This is a genomic window from Lacinutrix venerupis (genome assembly GCF_003663945.1).
GTDB classification, from domain to species: Bacteria; Bacteroidota; Bacteroidia; order Flavobacteriales; family Flavobacteriaceae; genus Lacinutrix; species Lacinutrix venerupis.
On sequence record NZ_RCCH01000002.1, the window covers coordinates 133,715 to 154,827 of the forward strand.

Below are 21,113 nucleotides of genomic sequence, written 5' to 3' on the forward strand. Positions count from 1 at the left end.
ATGAAAACACTATTTCTCGTTTTAGTATTATGTATCTGTTCTATACAGCTATTAATTTCTCAAGAAGAAGTAGTAGATGATGGTGTTGTTGCACTTAATATTCCTATAAGAAACTCATTAACATTTAATAGATTCACAATAAACCCAACATTTAGTTTTGTTAGAGAACAAAATAAATATATAAGCATATCTAACAAAAGAGAATGGACACAATTTGAAAACGCACCACTAACCTATTTAGCTAGTTACTCCGGTCGTTTTGGAGAAAATATAGGTGCTGGTTTAGGCGTTTTTCAACAAAATTATGGAGTACTTACTACCTTTGGAGGTATTTTAAATTTTGCATACAATGCTAGATTACAAAGAGATAGCAACCTTACATTTGGTTTAAACATAGGTGCATATAAAAGTGGTTTAAACGATGGTGAAGTTGTAACCAATTTTATTGATCCTTCATTAGAAAACATTCCAGAAAACTTTATACTTACCGTAAATCCAGCAATTAATTACGGAACTGGATTTTTTGATTTTGGAGTTTCATTAAACAATATAGTATCATATAATTTTAACTCATCTGCTCTTATAGAAGATAATCCAGAGCAAGCCATTCAAGGACATATTATGTATACTGGTTATTTATCTTCACGTGGTTTTTTTGACGAAAGTAAATTTTCTGGTTTAGTAAAATCAGAATTTAGAAAAGACGAAACTATTATTTCAGGTATCGCAATGCTTACGGTTCCAAAAGGTATTTGGGCACAAATTGGTTACAATACTGTTTATGGAGCTTCTGGCGGACTTGGTTTAAATATTTCTCCACAAATTGCTATCGAGTATAACTTCGAAAAGCCTTTTGGTGATTTAACAGATTTTGGTTCATCTCACGAAATATCTATAGCTTATAGATTTAAAAACACCGAAAGATATGAATATAGTAGTGGCGACGAAGTAAGCAGTTTAATTTCAGGAAACAATAATAAACGTAGAAGAACTGCTGCAAGAAAAAGGAAAGCTAATAATGCAAAAGTTGTTGCAGAACAAAAAACAAAAGCTGAAACTGATGCGCAAGCTAAACTACTAGCAGAACAAAAAGCAAAAACTGAAGCAGATGCTCAAGCTAAATTATTAGCTGAACAACAAGCTAAAGCTGAAGCAGATGCACAAGCTAAATTATTAGCAGAACAACAAGTTAAAGCTGAAGCCGATGCACAAGCTAAATTATTAGCAGAACAACAAGCTAAAGCTGAAGCAGATGCTCAAGCTAAACTATTAGCTGAACAACAAGCTAAAGCCGAAGCAGATGCTCAAGCTAAATTATTAGCAGAACAACAAGCTAAAGCTGAAGCCGATGCACAAGCTAAACTATTAGCAGAACAACAAGCTAAAGCCGAAGCAGATGCTCAAGCTAAACTATTAGCAGAACAACAAGCTAAAGCCGAAGCTGAGGAACAAGCTAAATTATTAGCTGAACAACAAGCTAAAGCTGAAGCCGATGCTCAAGTTAAACTATTAGCAGAACAACAAGCTAAAGCCGAAGCAAATGCTCAAGCTAAACTATTAGCAGAACAGCAAGTAAAAGCTGAAACACAAGCTACAAAAGAAACTGAAGTTTTAGATGATGCTATTTTAAACCCAACAGAGAAGTTAGGAAAAGAAATGCTAGCAATAACACAACAAGCAGAAGCATCAAAAACCACACAAAATCAATTACTAAAACAGTTTGATGAAATTGTAAAAATTAAAGATCAAGATTTAAAAGATTTAAAGGAAGAAAACGATTTAAGCGAACAAGGTCTTACTGTTAAACCAAAGCCATTTAAAAGCATTACAGAAGAAAACAACAATTTAAATAGAATTAAAGATGCGTTAGAAACTGTTATTAAAAATCGAAATGAAGAAATTAAAAAACTAAAAGATTTATACAATGAAAATCAAGAAGAAAACATTATAACATTAGAAAATGTAAACCTATACTATAAAAAAACTATAGAGAGATTAGAACAAGAACAAAACAAAGCAATACAAGCAAAAAACCAATTAAATACCGAATTAAAAGATATTAATGTATCTACAGAATACGAACGTAGAAGACGAATTAAACGAGCTTCGTTCGATAATGATGATGAGCGCTACGTACAAGATAGAGCTGCATTACAAAACATTAAAAACAATACCGTTTCAAGTCAAGAACAACTTACTCAAGATGATTTCGATTTTGGAACAAAACAAAGTGATAATATCCAAATTCTTAAAAACATAAATAAAGAAGAAAGCGGATATTACCTCGTAATCGCTGTACATAGTGACGTTAGTAAACGTGATGACTTTTTAACTAAAGTAGTACAGTCTGGAGAAAAAAACGTGAATTTTTTCTACGATGTAAATTCTAGTAAATATTACATCTATCATAAAAAATTCGATAATATTCAAGACGCTAATCAATCCTTAAACGCTAAAGGGACTAACTTATATAACCAACAAATGTCAATCGTGAAAATAGAAAACTAATAATAATATTTTGTTTTTAGCAATGCCTAATAGATAAAAATAAAATTGTTCCAAAAACAGAAAAAACATGAAAATCCCTACTTATGTTAAAGCAGTATTTATTGTTTCACTACTTTTCCTTAGCCTCAAATCCTTTGGACAAAATTTTGAACCATTTACACCTAGATTCGATGAAGATTTAAAAGGAGATATTATATTAATAGGTAACAACATTCTTGGCCCAAATAATAATGCCTTTAATAACAATAATGTTTACAATCATAATGTTGATATGAATTATATCGACATTGATAGCGACAACACAACCTTTAGCTCCTCTAGTGCAGATTTAAACATTCCTAATCCAAACTGCTATTTAATTAAATATGCAGGACTTTATTGGGGTGCAGTAAATCCTGGAAACGAGCCTATTACAAATGTAAAATTTAAAGGCCCAAGTGGTGGTTATAATGACATCCAAGGTACTGTTATATTCGATGCTAATGGCAATTCTGTAGATGGAGGAAACAGTTTTTCTTATGCATGTTATGCAGATGTTACAGATATTGTTACCGCTTTTGGTTCTGGTGCCGATTTAGGAACTTACACTGTTGCTAACGTATCTTCTGGCACTGGAGAAACATCAACCTTTAACCCATACAATGGTACTGGTCAATCGGCAGGTTGGTCTCTTTTTGTGGTTTATGAAGATCCTACTTTACCAGGAAAATCAATTACAAGTTTCGATGGTTTTAGTGCCATTAGTGCATCACAAAATCCAACTGCAGATATTTTAATAGATGGATTTAGAACAGTACCAGCTCCGGCTCCAGTAAGAGCTAATTTTGCGTTTGCTACATTAGAAGGAGATAGTCCTATTTTAGGTGATCAAATGCTACTTAATGGTATAAATTTATCTGCAGCAGATCGTCCTGTAAACAACTTTTTTAATAGTTCAGTTACTCAACTCGATGCAACACCGGTAAACAATAGAGTACCAAACAGTACAAATACTTTAGGTTTCGACACCGGAGTTATGGCTATTCCAAATCCTGGAAATTCTGTTATTGCAAATGATGCTACATCAGCAACAGTTAGACTTGAAACTGCTGGAGATACTTATTTTCAATATTTTTTCGCCTTTGCTGTAGAAATAATCGAACCAAATATTGTTTTAACAAAAATTGTAGAGGATGATGCTGGTAATAACATTGGCGGACAAATAGTAGATTTAGGAGACTCTTTAAACTATGTTATTGGTTTTCAAAATACAGGAAATGATAATGCCACAAACTTTCAAATTAGAGATGTTCTACCTGTAAATATAATTTTTAATTATCCTACAGATTTAGTACTTCCGCCAGGTGTAACTGTTGCTAGTTACAATCCTACTACAAGAGAAATTATTTTTAATATTGAAGATTATTTAGTTGAGGAAAACGATCCTGTTTACGAAATTAGAATTGAGGTTCAAGTGGTTGATAACTGTAATGAGTTAGCAGATGCTTGTTCAAATATTATAAACAATCAAGCATTTGCGAGCTACAATGGTTTTTTTAATCCAACGTTTGAAATTACAGACGACCCAAGTTTAAGTAGCAATACAGGATGTCTACTTACTCCACAAGCAACAAATTTCTTAACCGATTTAGATTGCCAATTTATTCAAGACGAAATTCTTTGTGGTTCTAGTTTAGAAATCACTGCCGCAGATGGTTACGATTCGTACTCATGGTCTACAAGTTCTACAGGATCACCTGTAATTGGCACAAATCAATCTATAACAATTACAGAAACAGGAACTTATTACGTATATAATACTGCTATTGCGCCATGTCAATCTATAGAGCAACAATTTAATGTTGAGCTTTATGGTGGCGAAATAGATAATCCTGTAATTCCATATGCCGATGAGGTTGTTACCTGCCCTAACGATGGTGAATTATTACCAAATATATTTTTATGTGGCGCAGGAGATTTTAGAGACATACAAACTAATATTGCTGGAGCAACGTCAATAATTTGGGAACAATTAGACGAATCTAGTTGTGCTGCCGTTTCAAATCCAGATTGTGCAAATGAAGATAATGCATGTGTATGGAATCAAGTAGCAACAGGATCAGACTATATAGCTAATACTGCTGGACAATTTAGATTAACAATTAACTATCAAGGTGGTTGCTTTGTGCAATTTCATTTTAATGTTTACCAAAACTTACTTGAGCCAACAGTAGTTGCAACAGATATAATTTGTACTACACCAGGAAGTATTACTGTAAACAATGTTCCTTCTGGATATGAGTACAGTTTAGATAACGTTACATTTCAAACTAGTAATATTTTTACTATCAACACAGCAGGATTTTATAATGTTTATATTAGACAAATTGGTGTCGATACAAACCCATGTATTTTTAGTGTGTTAGATGTACAAATTCGAGATCGAAATTTTACAGTTTCATCAATTGTTACTCAACCTTTATGTCATGGAGAATTAGGTAGCATTTATTTAGCTGCAAATGATGTAGATCCTCAATATTCTTTTGAATTATTTCAAAATGCAACCTCAATAAATAGTGTTGGTCCAATAGTAGATAACACGTATTCTTTTGAAAACTTAAATCCTGGCGATTATACAGTTACAGTTGAAACTGAAAATGGTTGTACTTATACTGAAGATATAACAATTACTGAGCCACCACTATTAACAACAACAGCAGCGATTACAAGTCCGCTAACATGTACCGATGGTGAAATAACTGTTTATCCTCAAGGAGGTACACCTCCTTATTTTTACTTTGTAAACAGTACTACAGATTTTCAAACGGTTCCTGAAATAGTAGTTACAACTGCTGGAGACTACGATATTACAGTCGTTGATTCTAACAACTGTAGCGCTAGTACCACAATTTCAATAGATGTTATTCCAGAACCCAATTTTAACGTAACAACTAACGATATTACTTGTGCAGGATTAGATAATGGAAGCATTGAAGTTAACGTAACAAACGCTAATGGAAACACTATAGAATATAGTATTGATGGTGGTGTTACATTTTTTAACTCTCCAGTTTTTACTAGTTTAGCTGTAGGAAATTACGATGTCGTTCTATTATATACTGTTGGAGCTTCAGTTTGTAATACAGATCCGCAAACAGTTACTATTCAAGAAAGCGACCCAATAAACGTAACAGCAACATTAACTACAGATTATACTTGTTCTACTAATGGAACAATTAGTGTAACTCAAGTTTCAGGTGGTAACGCTCCTTATCAATATAGTATAGATGGTGTTAATTTTCAATTAGGCAGTACGTTTTCAAATTTAACAGCCGGTACTTATACTATTACGGTTCAAGATGCCAGCAACTGTACACAAACAAGTAATGATATAACTATAGATCCTTTAAATCCTCCAACAGATTTAACTTTTAATGTATCTCCCATAACTTGTCCAACTAACACTGCAGACGTTACTTTAACAGCTACGGGAGGAACTGGTGTTTTAGAATATCAAATTATTGCTCCAACATCTAGTGCAACAGCATACCAAACAGCTACAATATTTTCTGGATTAGCTCCAGATACTTATACTTTTCAAGTTAGAGATGAAAACGATTGTATTTATAATGAATCTATAACAATAGATCCAATTGTAACACCAACTGTAAATGTGGTATTAACTTCAAATTTAGATTGTACTGCAACACCAGATGCCGAAATTTCTGGAACTATTACTGGTACTACTCCATACACCTATGCTGTTTCTATAGATGGTGGAACATACACAGATTTAGGTACTACTCCACCAACATTTAATTACGCAACTTCAACACCAGGAACATATCAATTTCAAATAACAGATGCTAATAACTGTATTGCAGAATCTAATGAAATTACTATAACTCCTATTACTCCTCCTGCATTAAGTGCTGTAGTAGAATCACAAAGTGTTATTTGTAATGGAAATTCTAACGCATCTATAGATATAACTATCGACGATACTGTTGGTACAGCTCCATTTACAATTAACGTTAATAATGACACTACTGGTGTAAACTATGGAACTCAAACATCTGGATTAACTGCCGGAACTTATACAATAACAATTACAGACGCTAATTCTTGTACAGGAACAGAAACCATTACTATTAGTGAACCAGATCCTATTGTAATGACTTACGATACTGTAGATATTACGTGTACAAGTACTGGTGTTTCTCAAGGATCGGTAATTGTTACTTCAGTAACCGGTGGAACCGCACCTTATAATTACTTTGTAACAGGAACAAATGGATACTCAAATTCTGAATTAAATAATACAGGATCTACCTCTGTAAGTTTTGATGTTGTAGACTTTGGCTTATATGAAATTAATATAGTAGATGCTAATGGTTGTTCTATTTTACAACAAGATGTATTAGTCGCTTCTCCTCCAACAGATTTAGATATAGATATAACTACAAATGTAGATTGTACAATTGGAGGTGAGGCAGAAGTTAGTATTGGCTCTACATTAAGTAGTACAGGACCATTTCATTTTAGTATTTACGAAGGCCCAAGTACTGTTTATCCTACTGGTACGTGGTTACCAGAAGACAGTCCTGGTAGTCAATCGGCAACATTTACAGGTTTAACCTCTGGAGTAACCTATACGTTTATAGTTTATGATGAATCGACAATGTGTAGTTATTATGAGCCTGCAACTACTCCAATACCAACAAACTCAACACTTACAGTTGATGCGGTAAGCGCTAACAATATTACATGTACTGGTAGTGCAGATGGAAATGTTTCTTTTACTGTAAATAGCATTTATAGTGTAGATACTGCAATTTCTTTCGAAATTTTTAATTCATTATCATTACAAACCACAGGTGTTTCAGGAACAGGAACTGTAACTGCAAACGGTTCTTTTACTGAAACAAATTTAGGTCCGTTACCTTTTGGTAACTACTTTGTTTCAATAACAGAAACTTCAGGAACAAACGCTGGTTGTGGCATAGTTACAGTTCCTTTTAATATTACAGAATCTGCATTTTTATTAAGCTTAACCACTTCAGTAGATCAAAATGCAAATTGTAACCCTAATTCTGGAGTTATAAGTGCTGTGGCACAAAACGGAACAGCACCTTATCAATACCAAATAACAACAACTGCTACTGCTCCAACAGCTACAGATCCTGCTTGGGTAACAGCAAGTACATTTAATGAAGATGCTGGTAATTATTACGTTCATGTAATAGATGCTTATGGCTGTATTATTTCAAGTCCAGTGGTAGTTTTACCAATGGATGACACTCCTGTTATTTCTGCTGTGGTAGACAATTTATGTACTACAGATGAAGGAAATTTTGAAATTGATGTTGCCTTAGATAATCCTGGTATTGCTCCATATAGCTATAGTTTTAATGGTGGTGCATTTCAATCTCAAAATGCTCCGTTTACAATTTCAAATTTATACTCAGGAACATATACTATAGAAGTTCAAGATGCTAATGGTTGTGGCAATACGGTAACTGTAAATATTCCTGCTCCAATTACAATTACTCCAAATGTAACTGCATTACCAACTTGTAATGATAATGATGGAGAAATTACAATAGATGCTTTAAATGGTTCTGGATTATTTAGTTATAGTATTAATCCAAATCCATCATCAATAAGTTTAAGTGGAAACATATTTTCTGGAGTACCATCTGGTATTTATGTGGTAACAGTTACAGATAACGTTACATCATGTACAGAAGATGTTACTGTTTCATTAGCTGCTGCTACTGCTCCAACATTTACAACGTCACCAACTTCGGTAACTTGTTTTGGAGACAATTCGGGAACTTTTAACATTAACGTTAGTGGCTACACTGGAGCTTATACTTATAATGTTTTTGATAGTTCTGGAACATCAGTTACTGGTGTAGTTAATGCTAACACCTCAACAAATCCACTTACTGTTTCAGGTATGCAAGCAGGAACTTTTTCAGTAGAAATTATAGAAACCGAAAATCCATTTTGCTCTGCAACCTCAACAGTTGTTATTAGCTCACCTTCTGAAGCATTAACACTTACTGTTACAGAAACTTCTAATGTTACTTGCGATAATAATATTGGAACAATAACTGCTGTTGCTTCTGGTGGTTGGGGAAATTTAGAATATGAATTAACAGGAGACGCAACCGTTCCATATAGTTCTAATGGCGCTTTCGAAAACTTAGCTGCAGGAACATATACTGTTAATGTAAGAGATAATGAAGGTTGTATTGTTTCAGAAAGCATAACATTAAATACACCAAATCCTATAAACGCAACATTTACAGCAAGTGCTAATACTGTTGATTGTTATGGAGATCAAAACGCAAGTATTACCGTAAGTAATGTTACTGGCGGACAAGGTTCTAATTACACATATACTTTAAATACAGATTCACCTACAACGAGTATTTCTGGACCACAAAACAGTAATGTTTTTAATAACTTAGGTGCTGGCACATATTCTATAACCATTACAGATGGTTATAATTGTGAATTAAACTCACCAACAATTACAATAAATGAACCTACACCTATTACAGCAAGTTTAATTAACTCTAGTACACAAACTTGTCCTATAACTTACGAGCTTACTTTATCGGCAAATGGTGGAACAGGAATTTATACTTATAGTGACACTAGTAATTTTGCTAACATTTTAGGAACATTTACAAACTCTACAACAATAGCTGTTACTCCAGGAACATACCAATATTATGTAAGAGATGCCAACGGTTGTATTGCTAATGTTTCTAATGAAATTACTATAGATACACTACCAGATTTAGTAATTAACTTACAAAGCGATAATCCTACAATTAATTGTGCTGGTGATAGCAACGGAAGTATTGTAGCAACTGCTCAAGGTGGTTTAGGAAATTACACTTACGAGCTAGAAGATGCTTCTAATAACATTACAACAACAACAGACAGTCCTGCATCTTTTACAGGATTAACCGCAGGAACATATACTGTAAATGTTATTAGTGACAACTGTTTAACAACATCTGAAACAGTAACAATAACAGAGCCTACCAACCCATTACAAGTAGATTTTGAAGTAAACGAAATTACTTGTAGCGGAAGCAATGATGGCATTTTAACAATTAACGCTTCTGGTGGAACAGGTATTATTAAATATGCCATTTCGCCTCAATTAGATCAATTTTTCGATACTAATGTTTTTGAAAATTTAGCACCAGGAACATATCAATTTATTGCTCAAGATATTTTAGGTTGCTTCTATACAGATACATTTACAATTACAGATCCTATTCCTGTAATTCTACAAATTGTACCAGATTCTATGTTTGAAGAAACTTGTGAAGGTGAAGCAAATGGTGCTTTTAGTATAGAAATCTCTGGTGGCAGTTTACCTTATAGTGTGGCTTTAGACGATATTAATGGAACATACACTGTTGGGACAGCTACGCAGACTGTTTTTGATTTTACAAATTTAAACGGAGGTGATCATGTTGTGTATGTTATAGATGATTTAGGTTGTGAATCCGAATGGAATATTACGTTCCCTGAAGCTGTTAAGTTAGATCCAATAATAACTCTTGAATATTTATGTGACAACAACTCACTTACAAATATTGTTACAGTATATGTAGATGAAAGTATTACAGATACAAGCGTATTGTCTTATTCTTTAGATGGTATTGGCTCCCAAACAAGTAATGTATTTACCAATGTAGATTATGCGTCTGGAGCAGAACATTATATAGAGGTTACGCATGAAAACGGTTGCATACAATACACCGAATTTTTCACTATTGAAAACTTTCAACCTCTTGCTTTAAATTTAATTGAAGGTGATGCTCCTGGTGAAATTATTGCGCAAACTACCGGTGGTATTGGAACTTACAGCTATACGTTTAATAACCAAAATTACGGTACTACAAACGAATTTTCTGTTACACAAGTTGGCACATACACCGTTATTGTTACAGACACTTCAGGATGCCAAGCTCAAGCTTCAATAAATATAGATATAATTGGACCTTGTATACCTAATTACTTTTCTCCAAATGGTGATGGTACTGCAGATACTTGGGCTCCAGGTTGTGTAGATGATTTTCCAGATTTAACCTTCGATATTTTCGATCGTTATGGTCGAAAAGTAGCAACCTACCGAGTTGGACATTATTGGGATGGACGCTATAATGGCACAGAATTACCAACAGGTGACTATTGGTATGTAGTAAGACCAAATAGCGAACTCTTAAAGAAAGAATACGTAGGACATTTTACACTATACAGATAAAAGAACTTAAAATTTATTATCATGAAAAAAATCACATTATATATCGTTCTTTTTATCGTTTCTAATAGTTTTGGACAAGAACTTAATTTACCCGTTTGGACACAATATTTAGCAGATAATGATTTTGTTATTTCACCAACCTATGCAGGAATTGGAGATAATTTAAGAATTAGAGCTAACGGATTAACACAATGGGTTGGCATTAAAAACGCACCAGACAATCAAGCTCTATATGCAGATTTTAGAATCGCTAACCGCTCTGGTGTTGGTATTTCATTGTATAATGACAAAAACGGAAATACGCGCCAAAAAGGAGCTAAATTTTCGTTTGCTCAACATTTAGTATTAGATTATAAATCACGTCAATATTTATCGTTTGGTTTATCTTACAATATTAATAGTTTTAGAATAGATATAGAAAATTTTGAAGGTATAGAAGAGATGCCAATTGTAGATCCAAGTATTGTAGACGATAGAGCTATAAACAATAATAATTTTGATGTTGGCGCTCTTTATCGCTATAAAATGTTTTATTTAAGCTTAAATGCAAATAATATTTTAGAAAAAGATATTGATGCTTTTACAGGAATTGAACCAAGTAAACTATTAAATTTCCAAGCTTATACTGGTTACATAATTCAAACACGAAAGAATACTGAAATAGAACCATCTATATTTTATCAAAGATATAATAACGATGGCCGTTCTAGTACAGATATTAATGTAAAATATAGAAAATTTAATCGTAAAGAAGATTATTATTGGGTTGGCGGATCTTATCGTTTTTTAAACGATCAAATTGGAAAACCATTAAACATTGGACCTATGGCAGGTGTAATGAAAAGCGGTTTTTATTTTGCCTATTCATACCAAGTAACAATTAACGATTTGTCTGGTTTTAATTCTGGCACACATTCTATTACCATTGGAATAGATTTTCTACAAGGTATTAGCGATTGTCCTTGTACTAAAGGCACAAGTTGGAGAAAGTACAGAGGCGCTGGTTTAAATAAAAAGAATTAATTAAGCTCTTTCATTATTTCAGAAAACATTTTATAAGACTTTATTCTAGCATCAATATCATAAATATGAGAAACAGCTATTAATTCATCTACTTGAGATTGTTCCATAAACGTTTTTACTTGAGATTTTACAGTAGACTTACTACCAATAAAAGAATATTTTAACATCTGTTGAACTTGCGGATGATTTAAAACTTCCTTTAAATCATCTGTTAAAGCTGTTGGTGGCTGTACATAATCACGTTTACCAGTTAATATTCCTACAATTAATCGTATTAATGATGTAGATAAACGCTGTGCCTCTTCGTCTGTATCGGCAATAATAATATTTACACCTGCCATTACGTAAGGTTTTTGTAATTCTTGTGAAGGTTTAAACTCTTTACGATAAATATTTAAAGCATCCCATAAATGTGTAGTAGCAAAATGACTTGCAAAAGCATAAGACAATCCTTTTTTTGCTGCCAAGTGCGCACTATCTGTACTAGAACCTAAAATATAAACAGGCACATTTACACCTTCGGCAACAGTAGCACGAACTTTAGAAGGCGCATTATCTTTAGAAAAAAAACGTTGTATTTTATCTAATTCATTTGGAAACGAATGTGCTGCCTGCATAAAATCAGACCGTATGGCTTGAGCTGTTTCTCTATCGGTTCCTGGTGCACGACCTAATCCAAGATCTATTCTATCTGGATATAACGAACCTAATGTGCCAAATTGTTCCGCAATTATTAATGGCGAATGATTAGGTAACATAATACCTCCAGAACCAATACGTAATGTATTTGTACCTTGTGCTACATAACCAATTAATATTGATGTTGCACTACTTGCAATATTTTCGGAGTTGTGATGTTCTGCTAACCAAAAACGTGTATAACCATATTTTTCTGCTTCTTGAGCAAGCTTTAATACATTATTAAAAGTTTGTTTTAATGTATGGTTTTGCGAGACTAATGCAAGATCTAATATAGAATATAGTGTGTGTGATGTTTTCATAACTTGTAATACTTAATCCTAATACAAGGATTTTCTTCTTCATATTAACATTACAAAGTTACAGAACGTCTTAAACTATAAATCTAATAAATTGTTAATTAAACGCTAAGCATAATAATAAATGAGAGTAATAATTTTAATTATAAACTCCTACAAATTATTAAAATCGAGGCTAATATTTTACACCTAAAGCATCAAATAAATGACTCATTGTCCAAGCTGGACCAATCATTAAAAACTGTAAATCTTTTATAAATGATGGCTTTTTTCCTTCGTGATTATGTCCTATAAATTGTCCAATCCATGCTACAACAAAAATAACAAGCATTATTAACCATAATGGCGCAAAATTTAAACTAGCTATTAGATTTATTAAAAATAAAACTATCGCAGAAAATATTAGCATACCTATAAATAATACTGTTGAAAGTCGAAAATAATAAATTAGACCTAATACAATAACAACTGTACCAAAATGTGCATATGGTAAAACACTTACAGGCAAAGCGTTAGTAATACTATTAGACATTGGTATTGCTGCTAACAAACCTATTAAACTAAAAAAGATAAGTGGCACACAAATGTAATGTATAGCTATATTTAGCTTCTTTTGGTGACTTTCTGCATATTCTGACAATAATGAATCTATAGTTCTCATAAGGGTTATAATTTAGTTAGTTCTAGTTACAAATTGTTTTAATTGTAGGTATTCGTCTCTACCTTTTTCGGTTAAATATGGTAATAACAATTGCCAAAGCATATCGATAGATGGGCATTGATTTATAGTATAATTTGGAGATTGTATAGCAAGTTTTTGTGCTTGCCAAAAGGTGCTTGTCATCCAAATGGTATGTATAGTTTTATTATAATCTATTATATTATCTTCTGGTTTTAACCGTTGTGTTTCAATATAATATTCCATTAACTTTCTCGCCTCCTTAAATCGTGTCAAGCTAGATTTCTCATACTGTTTTGCGATTTTTGGATAGGTTTTTATAATATGAACTACATCATTAAAGAAAAACGAATAGCGTTGCTGTAAATTAGAAAACCTTAGCATCATTTCTTCAAAATGAAATAAAGTTATATATGTGTTTTTTGGAAGAATATAATCTAAAGTTTCAGTATACATATCTTCATAAATTGAAGCCAATAGTACAGCTTTGTTTTTATAATGATAACTTAAATTTCCAGCGCTAATATTAAGTGCATCAGCAATTTGTTTCATAGAAACATTAGCAATACCGTTGCTGTTAAATAATGAAATTGCTTTTAATTTGCTTTTTTCTTTCAATATAAATTAGTTTTATTTTACTAATATATAAATAAAATTAGTAAGCGCTTACTAATTCTTTGAAGAATAGATTTAAAAATTAACACTTTTTAATAATTATGTATTACTTTCTGCCCTACTTTTGCAGACTTAAAATTAATTATCAAGAATCTCTAAAAGGAGATAGCAACCTGCAATAACAAGCAAGGTGCTAAATAGATAAGCCAATTAATTGGAACAAATGTTAACTCATCTTTCTTATTATTTTGATTGCTATTTCCTTTTTTAAAATGAAAAAGAAAAATGGCAAGTCCACAACAAATTACTCCAAAATTCTCAGCTTTAATTCCGCTATTCGTATTTGTATTTACGTTTTTAGGTGTTGGAATTTATCAAAACGACTTTTATGCGCTTCCTGCTCCAATTGCGGTTATAGCAGGAATTATTGTTGCATTTTTAATGTTTAGACAATCTATTAATTCTAAAATTGAAACGCTTTTAAAAGGTTGTGGAGATGATAAGATTTTAACCATGTGTTTAATCTATTTATTAGCTGGAGCATTTGCTACCATCACCAAAGCCACAGGAAGCGTTGATGCTATTGTTAATTTAGGATTAGATTTTATAGCCATACAATACATTTACTTTGGTGTGTTCGTCATTGCTGCATTTTTATCGGTTTCAACAGGAACATCGGTTGGCGCAATTGTAGCTTTAGCTCCTATTGTTATTGGTTTTGCAGATAAAAGTAGTGTTGATTTAGCCATACTTTGTGGTGCGCTTTTAGGAGGAAGTATGTTTGGTGATAACTTATCTGTAATATCAGACACTACCATTGCTGCAACACAATCTTTAGGTTGTAAAATGAGTGATAAATTTAAGCAGAACATTAAAATAGCATTACCAGCCGCATTATTTACTATTGCGATACTAATTATTCAAGGTTTAGGTTTAGAAACTAACGTTGAAGACACAACAGTTTACAGCTATTCTGTAATTAAAATATTGCCTTATTTATTAGTTATTATACTATCTATTATAGGAATTAATGTATTTGTAACTTTACTTTTAGGTGTTATTGCTGGTGGGCTTTTAGGAATTGTTTATGGAGATTTCACGTTAATTGAATCTACCAAAATAGCATACACAGGTTTTACAAGCATGACCGAAATATTTTTACTATCGCTATTAACAGGTGGTCTAGCTGCTTTAGTCTCTAAAAATGGAGGAATAGATTACATATTAAACAATATTAAAAAACTGATTAAAAACAAAACCTCTGCACAGTTAGGAATTGCTTCTTTAGTTGGTGCGATAAACATGGCAATTGCAAATAATACAGTATCAATAATTATTGCTGGTCCAATTGCTAAAACTATTAACGATGAGTATGGATTAGATAATAAAAAAACAGCTTCAATTTTAGATATTTTTGCTTGTATTGTACAAGGTATTTTGCCGTATGGCGCACAAGTTTTAATGATTTTAAGCTTTTCGAATGGTAAAATAGATTACTTAGATTTAGTATCTAATACTTGGTACTTATTACTATTATTTATTTACACGATATTATTTATAACATTTAAATCTTTACGTTCGCAAAGAAGTACTAATTAGCTGTAAACCAAAATTTTATAATCATTAAAAAAGCGCCTAAAAATTAATTTAGACGCTTTTTATATTTATCATTTATTGGTGTTATGCCTTCGGGTAATCTGTGTAACCTTCAGGTCCTGTGGTGTAAAATGTATCTTTATCCCAATCTGCTAATTCAATATTATTTTCAAAACGCTCCACTAAATCTGGATTAGAAATAAATGGCTTTCCGTAGGCTACTAAATCGGCATCACCAGCTTCTAAAACTTGGTTTCCTTTGTCCTGATCAAAATCGGTATTAATCATTAATGTTCCGTTGTACAAAGGTCTAAAATGTTTTGCTATTTCTGTGACAGCAAAAGGCACTTCAGAGACATCTGTAAAAGGTTCTGATAAGTGAATATAGGCTAAATTGTAATCGTTTAATTTTTTAATGATGTATTCAAACGTAGGAATAGTTTCTTCATCTACCGTAATTCCAGACATACCATGTAACGACGGATTAAATCGTGCGCCAATTTTTTCCTGAGGAATCACTTCTTTTATAGCATCTAAAACTTCAAAAAAGAAACGTGCTCTATTTTCAATAGAACCTCCATATTCATCGGTTCTTTCATTTGAACAGCCATTAAAAAATTGCTGAAACAAATAACCGTTAGACGAATGTATTTCTACACCATCAAAACCAGCTTTTACTGCATTTGCTGCAGCATCTTGAAAATCTTTAATCGTTTGTTTAATCTCTTCAATAGTCATTGCTTTTGGTGTCACAGTTTCCTTGAAGCCATCTGGTGTAAACGATTTAGCGTTAGGATTTATGGCTGAAGCCGAAACTGGCAGGTCACCATCGTGAAAATCTGGATGAGACATACGGCCTACATGCCATAATTGAATGAAAATTTTTCCGCCTTTATCGTGTACACGTTTGGTTACTTTTTTCCAACCTTCTACTTGTGCTTCTGTGTGGATTCCTGGTGTGTTTATATATCCAACAGCTTGTTTAGAAACTTGAGAGCCTTCGGTAATTATTAATCCAGCCGATGCACGTTGCTCGTAATACAAACCATGTAAATCGTTAGTTGGTACTTTACCGTCATTATCTGCACGACTACGCGTCATTGGTGCCATAACAACTCTATTATTTAATGATATATTTTTTTTATAAGGTGTTAAAAGGTGTTGTTTGCTCATAGTAATTTTTGGTTTCTTTTTTTACAAAACTATAATACAGGATTGTTTTTAACGACTAATTTTCAAAAGTTTAACGTAATTTTCTTTTAAAGTATAAACCTTTGTTAAAAAAAAGAATGAACGTTCATTTTTACATATCTTTGCATCAGAATTTAAACAGAAATGGCAAAACTTCAAAAAAGTATAGACAAACGAAACGCATTGGTAAAAGCGACAATCGAGTTGGTAAACAACAACGGTTTTCATGCGACTCCAATGAGTAAAATAGCAAAAATGGCTAAGGTCTCACCTGCTACTATATACTTGTATTTTGAAAATAAACAAGACCTTGTTAATCAAACTTACATAGAAGTTAAAGCTCAATATACAAGCTACGCTTTTGAAACGTATAATGAAACAATGTCTGTTGAAGAAGGTTTTAAACTCATTTGGAATCGCATTGCAGATTTTAAACTTAAAGAGTGCGAAAATGCTATGTTTTTAGCGCAATGTGATAATACACCAATGATAGATGAAGAAAGCAGACAAGAAGGTATTAAGCACTTGCAACCTCTACTCGACCTTTGGGAACGTGGCAGAAAAGAAGGCATTATAAAACCGTTGTCTGACTATTTACTATATGCCTATGCTATAAATCCGTTATCGTTTTTAATGATTATTCAAAAACGAGGTGTTTTTACATTAGACAAAACGCATTTAGAAGAAGCTTATCAATCTGCTTGGAGCAGTATAAAAGTATGTCAATAACATGAAAAAAAAAGCAATTATATTAGGTGCATCAGGATTAACAGGTGGTTTATTATTAAACCAACTTATAGGTGATGAACGCTATAAAAGCATCAAGTTATTTTCGCGTTCTAAAATTGAAGGTTTACCTAGTAAAGTCACTCAATTTATAGGTGATTTATTAGAAATCGAACAATTTAAAAACGATTTTACTGGAGACCAAGTCTTCTGTTGTATTGGTACCACCAAAGCAAAAACACCAGATAAGGACTTGTATAAAAAAATAGATTACGGTATTCCTGTTTCAGCAGCAAAATTAGCTAAAGCTAATGGTATTGAGACTTTTGTAGTCATTTCAGCATTAGGTGCAGATGCAAAAAGTAGCGTGTTTTACAATAAAACAAAAGGCGAAATGGAACGCGATGTGTTAAAGCAAGACATTAAAAAAACGTTCATTTTTCAACCGTCATTAATTGGTGGAAATCGTAAAGAAAGTCGCACTTTAGAAGACATTGGAAAAGCTATATTTAGAGTTATTCAGCCTTTATTCTTCGGGAAATTAAAGAAATACAAAATAACAAATCCAAAACGTATGGCAAAAGCCATGATTAATCTGGCAAATAGCAAAAATTATTCTGAAGTCATTATTACTTCAAACGATATAAAACGAATCACAAAAAACAACTAAAAAAACTATGAAATTATTAGACAAATTAAATTGGAGATACGCAGCAAAAGCCATGAATGGTGAGAAAGTTTCCGAAGATAAAATAGAACGTATTTTAGAAGCTGCACGCTTAGCTCCAACATCATCAGGTTTACAGCCTTTTGAGATCATAGTAATTAAAAATAAAGACATTAAAGAAAAAATAAGAGAAGTTGGCTGGAATCAATCTGTAATTACAGACTGTTCGCACCTATTCATTTTTGCCGCTTGGGATACTTACACAAAAGAGCGCATTAATTATATGTTCGATTTAACTAATGATGTTCGTGGCTTTAAAAACGAAGGTTGGGAAAACTATCGCCAACAATTATTAAACTCATATCCTCAAAAAGATGCAGAAGAAAACTTTAACCATGCTGCAAAACAAGCGTACATTGCTTTTGCTCATGCTATAGTTGCTGCTGCTTACGAAGGTGTAGACACAACACCAATGGAAGGTTTTGATGCAGAAGCTGTAGATCAAATTCTAGGACTACGCGCAAAAGGATTACGTAGTGCTGTGTTATTACCAGTTGGTTATAGAAAAGAAGATGAAGATTGGTTAGTAAATCTTGAAAAGGTTAGAAAACCTATGGACAAGATGGTAACCGTAATTGAATAAAAAAACATATGAAAACGATAAAATTAAAAAGTAGACCCGAAGGAAAACCTACACTTTCAAATTTTGAATTTGTAGAAGAAGATAAATCACTAACCATTTCAGATGGAGAGATTTTATTAGAAGCAGCCTATGTTTCGGTTGACCCATATTTAAGAGGACGCATGAGCGATGCAAAATCTTACGTTCCGCCTTTTAAATTAAACGAACCTGTTCACTCTGGTGTTGTGGCTAAAGTTTTAGAATCTAAAAACGAAAAATTCCAAGTTGGAGATTACGTTTCTGGTATGTTAAATTGGTCAACACAACAAGTGTCTAATGGTGAAGGTTTAAATAAAGTAGATCCAGAAAAAGCACCTTTGAGTACTTATTTAGGTGTTTTAGGAATGACAGGTTTAACAGCCTATTTAGGTCTAACCGAAATAGGAAAACCTAAAGAAGGCGAAACTATTGTAGTCTCAGGAGCTGCAGGAGCAGTTGGTAGTGTTGTTGGACAAATAGCAAAAATACTAGGCTTACGTGTTATTGGTATTGCTGGTACAGATGAAAAAATCGAGATGCTAAAAAGTAAATTCGGTTTTGATGAAGGTATAAATTACAACACCACTAAAGACATGAAAGCTGCCATTGCAGAAGCTGCACCAAATGGTGTGGATGTGTATTTTGATAATGTTGGCGGACCAATTTCAGATGCTGTTTTATTCAGTATAAATCAATTTGCACGAATTATTATTTGTGGTGCCATTTCGGTTTATAACGAAACTGAATTACCTACTAGTTTAAGTGTTCAACCATTTTTAGTAAAAAACAGTGCGTTAATGCAAGGTTTTATAGTAAGTAATTATGCTGAAAAATTCCCGGAAGCCATTCAAAAATTAGCAGGTTGGTTAGCCGAAGAAAAATTAACCTATACAGAAACTATCGTTGATGGTTTCGATAATATTCCTCAAGCTTTTATCGATTTATTTGAAGGTAAAAACAAAGGGAAAATGATTGTAAAAATATAATAACCAAAAAAGAAAAAGAAGATGAACAATTTTGAATTTAAAAACCCAACCAAAATTATTTTTGGAAAGGATACCATACAAAAAGTAAAAGAAGAAATTCCAGCAGATGCTAAAGTATTATTACTTTATGGAGGAGGAAGTATTAAGAAAAACGGAATTTACGACCAAGTAAAAACCGCTTTAGCAGACGTTGATGTCACTGAGTTTGGAGGTATTCCTGCAAATCCAGAATACGCAACTTTAATGGAAGCTTTAAAAGTAATTAAAGATGAAAACATTACTTATTTACTAGCAGTTGGTGGTGGCTCTGTAATTGATGGAACTAAATTTTTATCTGCAGCTGCTGTGTACGATGGCGATACACCTTGGGATATTTTAACTAAAAATATCAGAACCGAAAAAGGCATGCCTTTTGGTACTGTGTTAACCTTACCTGCAACAGGATCAGAAATGAATTCTGGAGCAGTAATTACACGTGAAGAAACTAAAGAAAAGCTTGCCATGGGTGGACCAGGTTTATTTCCTGTGTTTTCAATATTAGATCCGCAAGTGATAACGTCTATTCCAGAACGTCAATTAGCAAACGGATTAACTGATGCGTTTACACACGTTTTAGAACAATACATGACGTATCCAATTGGCGCTTTATTACAAGACCGTTTTGCAGAAAGCATTTTACAAACGTTAATTGAAGTTGCACCAACGGTTTTAAAAGACCCAACAGATTATAAAGCAGCTTCAAACTTTATGTGGAGTTGTACAATGGCATTAAATGGTTTAATACAAAAAGGTGTACCGACCGATTGGGCTGTACACGCTATTGGTCATGAGTTAACTGCTTTATTTGGTATTGATCACGCACGTACTTTAGCAGTAATTGCACCAAGCCATTACAAGTTTAATTTTGAATCTAAAAAGGAAAAATTAGCACAATATGCTGAACGTGTTTGGAATATAACTGAAGGTAGCACAGATGATAAAGCCTATGCTGCAATTGAAAAAACAGTTGCTTTTTTCCATGAATTAGGTATTGATACGAAACTATCAGACTACACAGAAGATTACGAAGGAACCGCAGAAAAAATCTCTGAACGTTTTACAAATCGTGGTTGGACAGGATTAGGTGAACACCAAAGTTTATCACCAGATAAAGTAGAGAAAATAGTTAAAATGGCTTACTAATTT

General features: G+C 32.8%; 13 protein-coding genes and 1 riboswitch. Of the genes, 9 read left to right on the forward strand and 4 right to left on the reverse strand.

From position 1 onward, the window contains the following. The 3 genes from CLV86_RS03400 to CLV86_RS03410 all read left to right on the forward strand — a co-directional run bounded on the left by CLV86_RS03400 (position 1) and on the right by CLV86_RS03410 (position 11,809). Positions 1-2,508, forward strand: a complete 2,508-nt coding sequence (locus CLV86_RS03400) for a PorP/SprF family type IX secretion system membrane protein (protein WP_121049663.1) — start codon at positions 1-3, stop codon at positions 2,506-2,508. Between the two features lie 67 nt (positions 2,509-2,575). Then, entirely contained in the window at positions 2,576-10,786 is an 8,211-nt protein-coding gene (locus CLV86_RS03405) for a T9SS type B sorting domain-containing protein (RefSeq protein ID WP_121049665.1), read from the forward strand. Between the two features lie 21 nt (positions 10,787-10,807). Continuing rightward, on the forward strand, positions 10,808-11,809 hold the full coding sequence (locus CLV86_RS03410) for a PorP/SprF family type IX secretion system membrane protein (RefSeq protein ID WP_121049667.1): 1,002 nt from the start codon (positions 10,808-10,810) through the stop codon (positions 11,807-11,809). On the opposite strand, the gene CLV86_RS03415 is transcribed toward CLV86_RS03410, so the two are convergent. The 3 genes from CLV86_RS03415 to CLV86_RS03425 all read right to left on the reverse strand — a co-directional run bounded on the left by CLV86_RS03415 (position 11,806) and on the right by CLV86_RS03425 (position 14,104). Continuing rightward, on the reverse strand, positions 11,806-12,810 hold the full coding sequence (locus CLV86_RS03415; RefSeq protein ID WP_121049669.1) for an LLM class flavin-dependent oxidoreductase: 1,005 nt from the start codon (positions 12,808-12,810) through the stop codon (positions 11,806-11,808). The genes CLV86_RS03410 and CLV86_RS03415 overlap by 4 nt on opposite strands. A 172-nt stretch (positions 12,811-12,982) precedes the next feature. Then, the gene (locus CLV86_RS03420; RefSeq protein ID WP_121049671.1) at positions 12,983-13,468 is read right to left on the reverse strand and encodes an Mpo1 family 2-hydroxy fatty acid dioxygenase; all 486 of its coding nucleotides are present in this window, start codon (positions 13,466-13,468) and stop codon (positions 12,983-12,985) included. Between the two features lie 12 nt (positions 13,469-13,480). Next, positions 13,481-14,104 (reverse strand): TetR/AcrR family transcriptional regulator, encoded by a 624-nt coding sequence (locus tag CLV86_RS03425; protein ID WP_121049673.1) that lies wholly within the window; start codon positions 14,102-14,104, stop codon positions 13,481-13,483. A 134-nt stretch (positions 14,105-14,238) separates the two neighbouring features. After that, a riboswitch (SAM-I-IV-variant riboswitch) is annotated at positions 14,239-14,335 on the forward strand. A gap of 51 nt (positions 14,336-14,386) precedes the next feature. Between CLV86_RS03425 and CLV86_RS03430 the strand changes: the two genes are divergently transcribed. Then, complete coding sequence (locus CLV86_RS03430) at positions 14,387-15,700, forward strand: Na+/H+ antiporter NhaC family protein (RefSeq protein ID WP_121049675.1); 1,314 nt, start codon at positions 14,387-14,389, stop codon at positions 15,698-15,700. Between the two features lie 81 nt (positions 15,701-15,781). Here the strand turns inward: CLV86_RS03430 and CLV86_RS03435 are convergent, their stop codons facing one another. Next, positions 15,782-16,870: an alkene reductase gene (locus CLV86_RS03435; RefSeq protein WP_121049678.1), complete on the reverse strand. Its 1,089-nt coding sequence runs from the start codon at positions 16,868-16,870 to the stop codon at positions 15,782-15,784. Positions 16,871-17,032: 162 nt separating this feature from the next. Between CLV86_RS03435 and CLV86_RS03440 the strand changes: the two genes are divergently transcribed. The 5 genes from CLV86_RS03440 to CLV86_RS03460 are packed head-to-tail and all read left to right on the forward strand — an operon-like array spanning position 17,033 to position 21,110. After that, positions 17,033-17,617 carry a TetR/AcrR family transcriptional regulator gene (locus CLV86_RS03440; RefSeq protein WP_121049681.1) on the forward strand — a complete coding sequence of 195 codons (585 nt, stop codon included), beginning with the start codon at positions 17,033-17,035 and terminating at the stop codon, positions 17,615-17,617. Position 17,618: 1 nt separating this feature from the next. Continuing rightward, positions 17,619-18,284, forward strand: a complete 666-nt coding sequence (locus CLV86_RS03445; protein WP_121049684.1) for an NAD(P)H-binding protein — start codon at positions 17,619-17,621, stop codon at positions 18,282-18,284. 7 nt (positions 18,285-18,291) lie between these two features. Further along, positions 18,292-18,924 carry a nitroreductase family protein gene (locus CLV86_RS03450; protein WP_121049686.1) on the forward strand — a complete coding sequence of 211 codons (633 nt, stop codon included), beginning with the start codon at positions 18,292-18,294 and terminating at the stop codon, positions 18,922-18,924. Between the two features lie 8 nt (positions 18,925-18,932). Further along, positions 18,933-19,928 carry an NADP-dependent oxidoreductase gene (locus CLV86_RS03455; RefSeq protein ID WP_121049689.1) on the forward strand — a complete coding sequence of 332 codons (996 nt, stop codon included), beginning with the start codon at positions 18,933-18,935 and terminating at the stop codon, positions 19,926-19,928. Between the two features lie 21 nt (positions 19,929-19,949). Then, on the forward strand, positions 19,950-21,110 hold the full coding sequence (locus tag CLV86_RS03460; RefSeq protein ID WP_121049692.1) for an iron-containing alcohol dehydrogenase: 1,161 nt from the start codon (positions 19,950-19,952) through the stop codon (positions 21,108-21,110). The last annotated feature ends 3 nt before the right edge of the window (positions 21,111-21,113 follow it).

What these genes read in the sequence shown, in the direction of transcription:
- CLV86_RS03400 (WP_121049663.1), top strand. Translation starts at nt 1, where the DNA reads ATGAAAACACTATTTCTCGTTTTAGTATTATGTATCTGTTCTATACAG.
- CLV86_RS03405 (WP_121049665.1), top strand. Translation starts at nt 2,576, where the DNA reads ATGAAAATCCCTACTTATGTTAAAGCAGTATTTATTGTTTCACTACTT.
- CLV86_RS03410 (WP_121049667.1), top strand. Translation starts at nt 10,808, where the DNA reads ATGAAAAAAATCACATTATATATCGTTCTTTTTATCGTTTCTAATAGT.
- CLV86_RS03415 (WP_121049669.1), bottom strand. Translation starts at nt 12,810, where the DNA reads ATGAAAACATCACACACACTATATTCTATATTAGATCTTGCATTAGTC.
- CLV86_RS03420 (WP_121049671.1), bottom strand. Translation starts at nt 13,468, where the DNA reads ATGAGAACTATAGATTCATTATTGTCAGAATATGCAGAAAGTCACCAA.
- CLV86_RS03430 (WP_121049675.1), top strand. Translation starts at nt 14,387, where the DNA reads ATGGCAAGTCCACAACAAATTACTCCAAAATTCTCAGCTTTAATTCCG.
- CLV86_RS03435 (WP_121049678.1), bottom strand. Translation starts at nt 16,870, where the DNA reads ATGAGCAAACAACACCTTTTAACACCTTATAAAAAAAATATATCATTA.
- CLV86_RS03440 (WP_121049681.1), top strand. Translation starts at nt 17,033, where the DNA reads ATGGCAAAACTTCAAAAAAGTATAGACAAACGAAACGCATTGGTAAAA.
- CLV86_RS03445 (WP_121049684.1), top strand. Translation starts at nt 17,619, where the DNA reads ATGAAAAAAAAAGCAATTATATTAGGTGCATCAGGATTAACAGGTGGT.
- CLV86_RS03450 (WP_121049686.1), top strand. Translation starts at nt 18,292, where the DNA reads ATGAAATTATTAGACAAATTAAATTGGAGATACGCAGCAAAAGCCATG.
- CLV86_RS03455 (WP_121049689.1), top strand. Translation starts at nt 18,933, where the DNA reads ATGAAAACGATAAAATTAAAAAGTAGACCCGAAGGAAAACCTACACTT.
- CLV86_RS03460 (WP_121049692.1), top strand. Translation starts at nt 19,950, where the DNA reads ATGAACAATTTTGAATTTAAAAACCCAACCAAAATTATTTTTGGAAAG.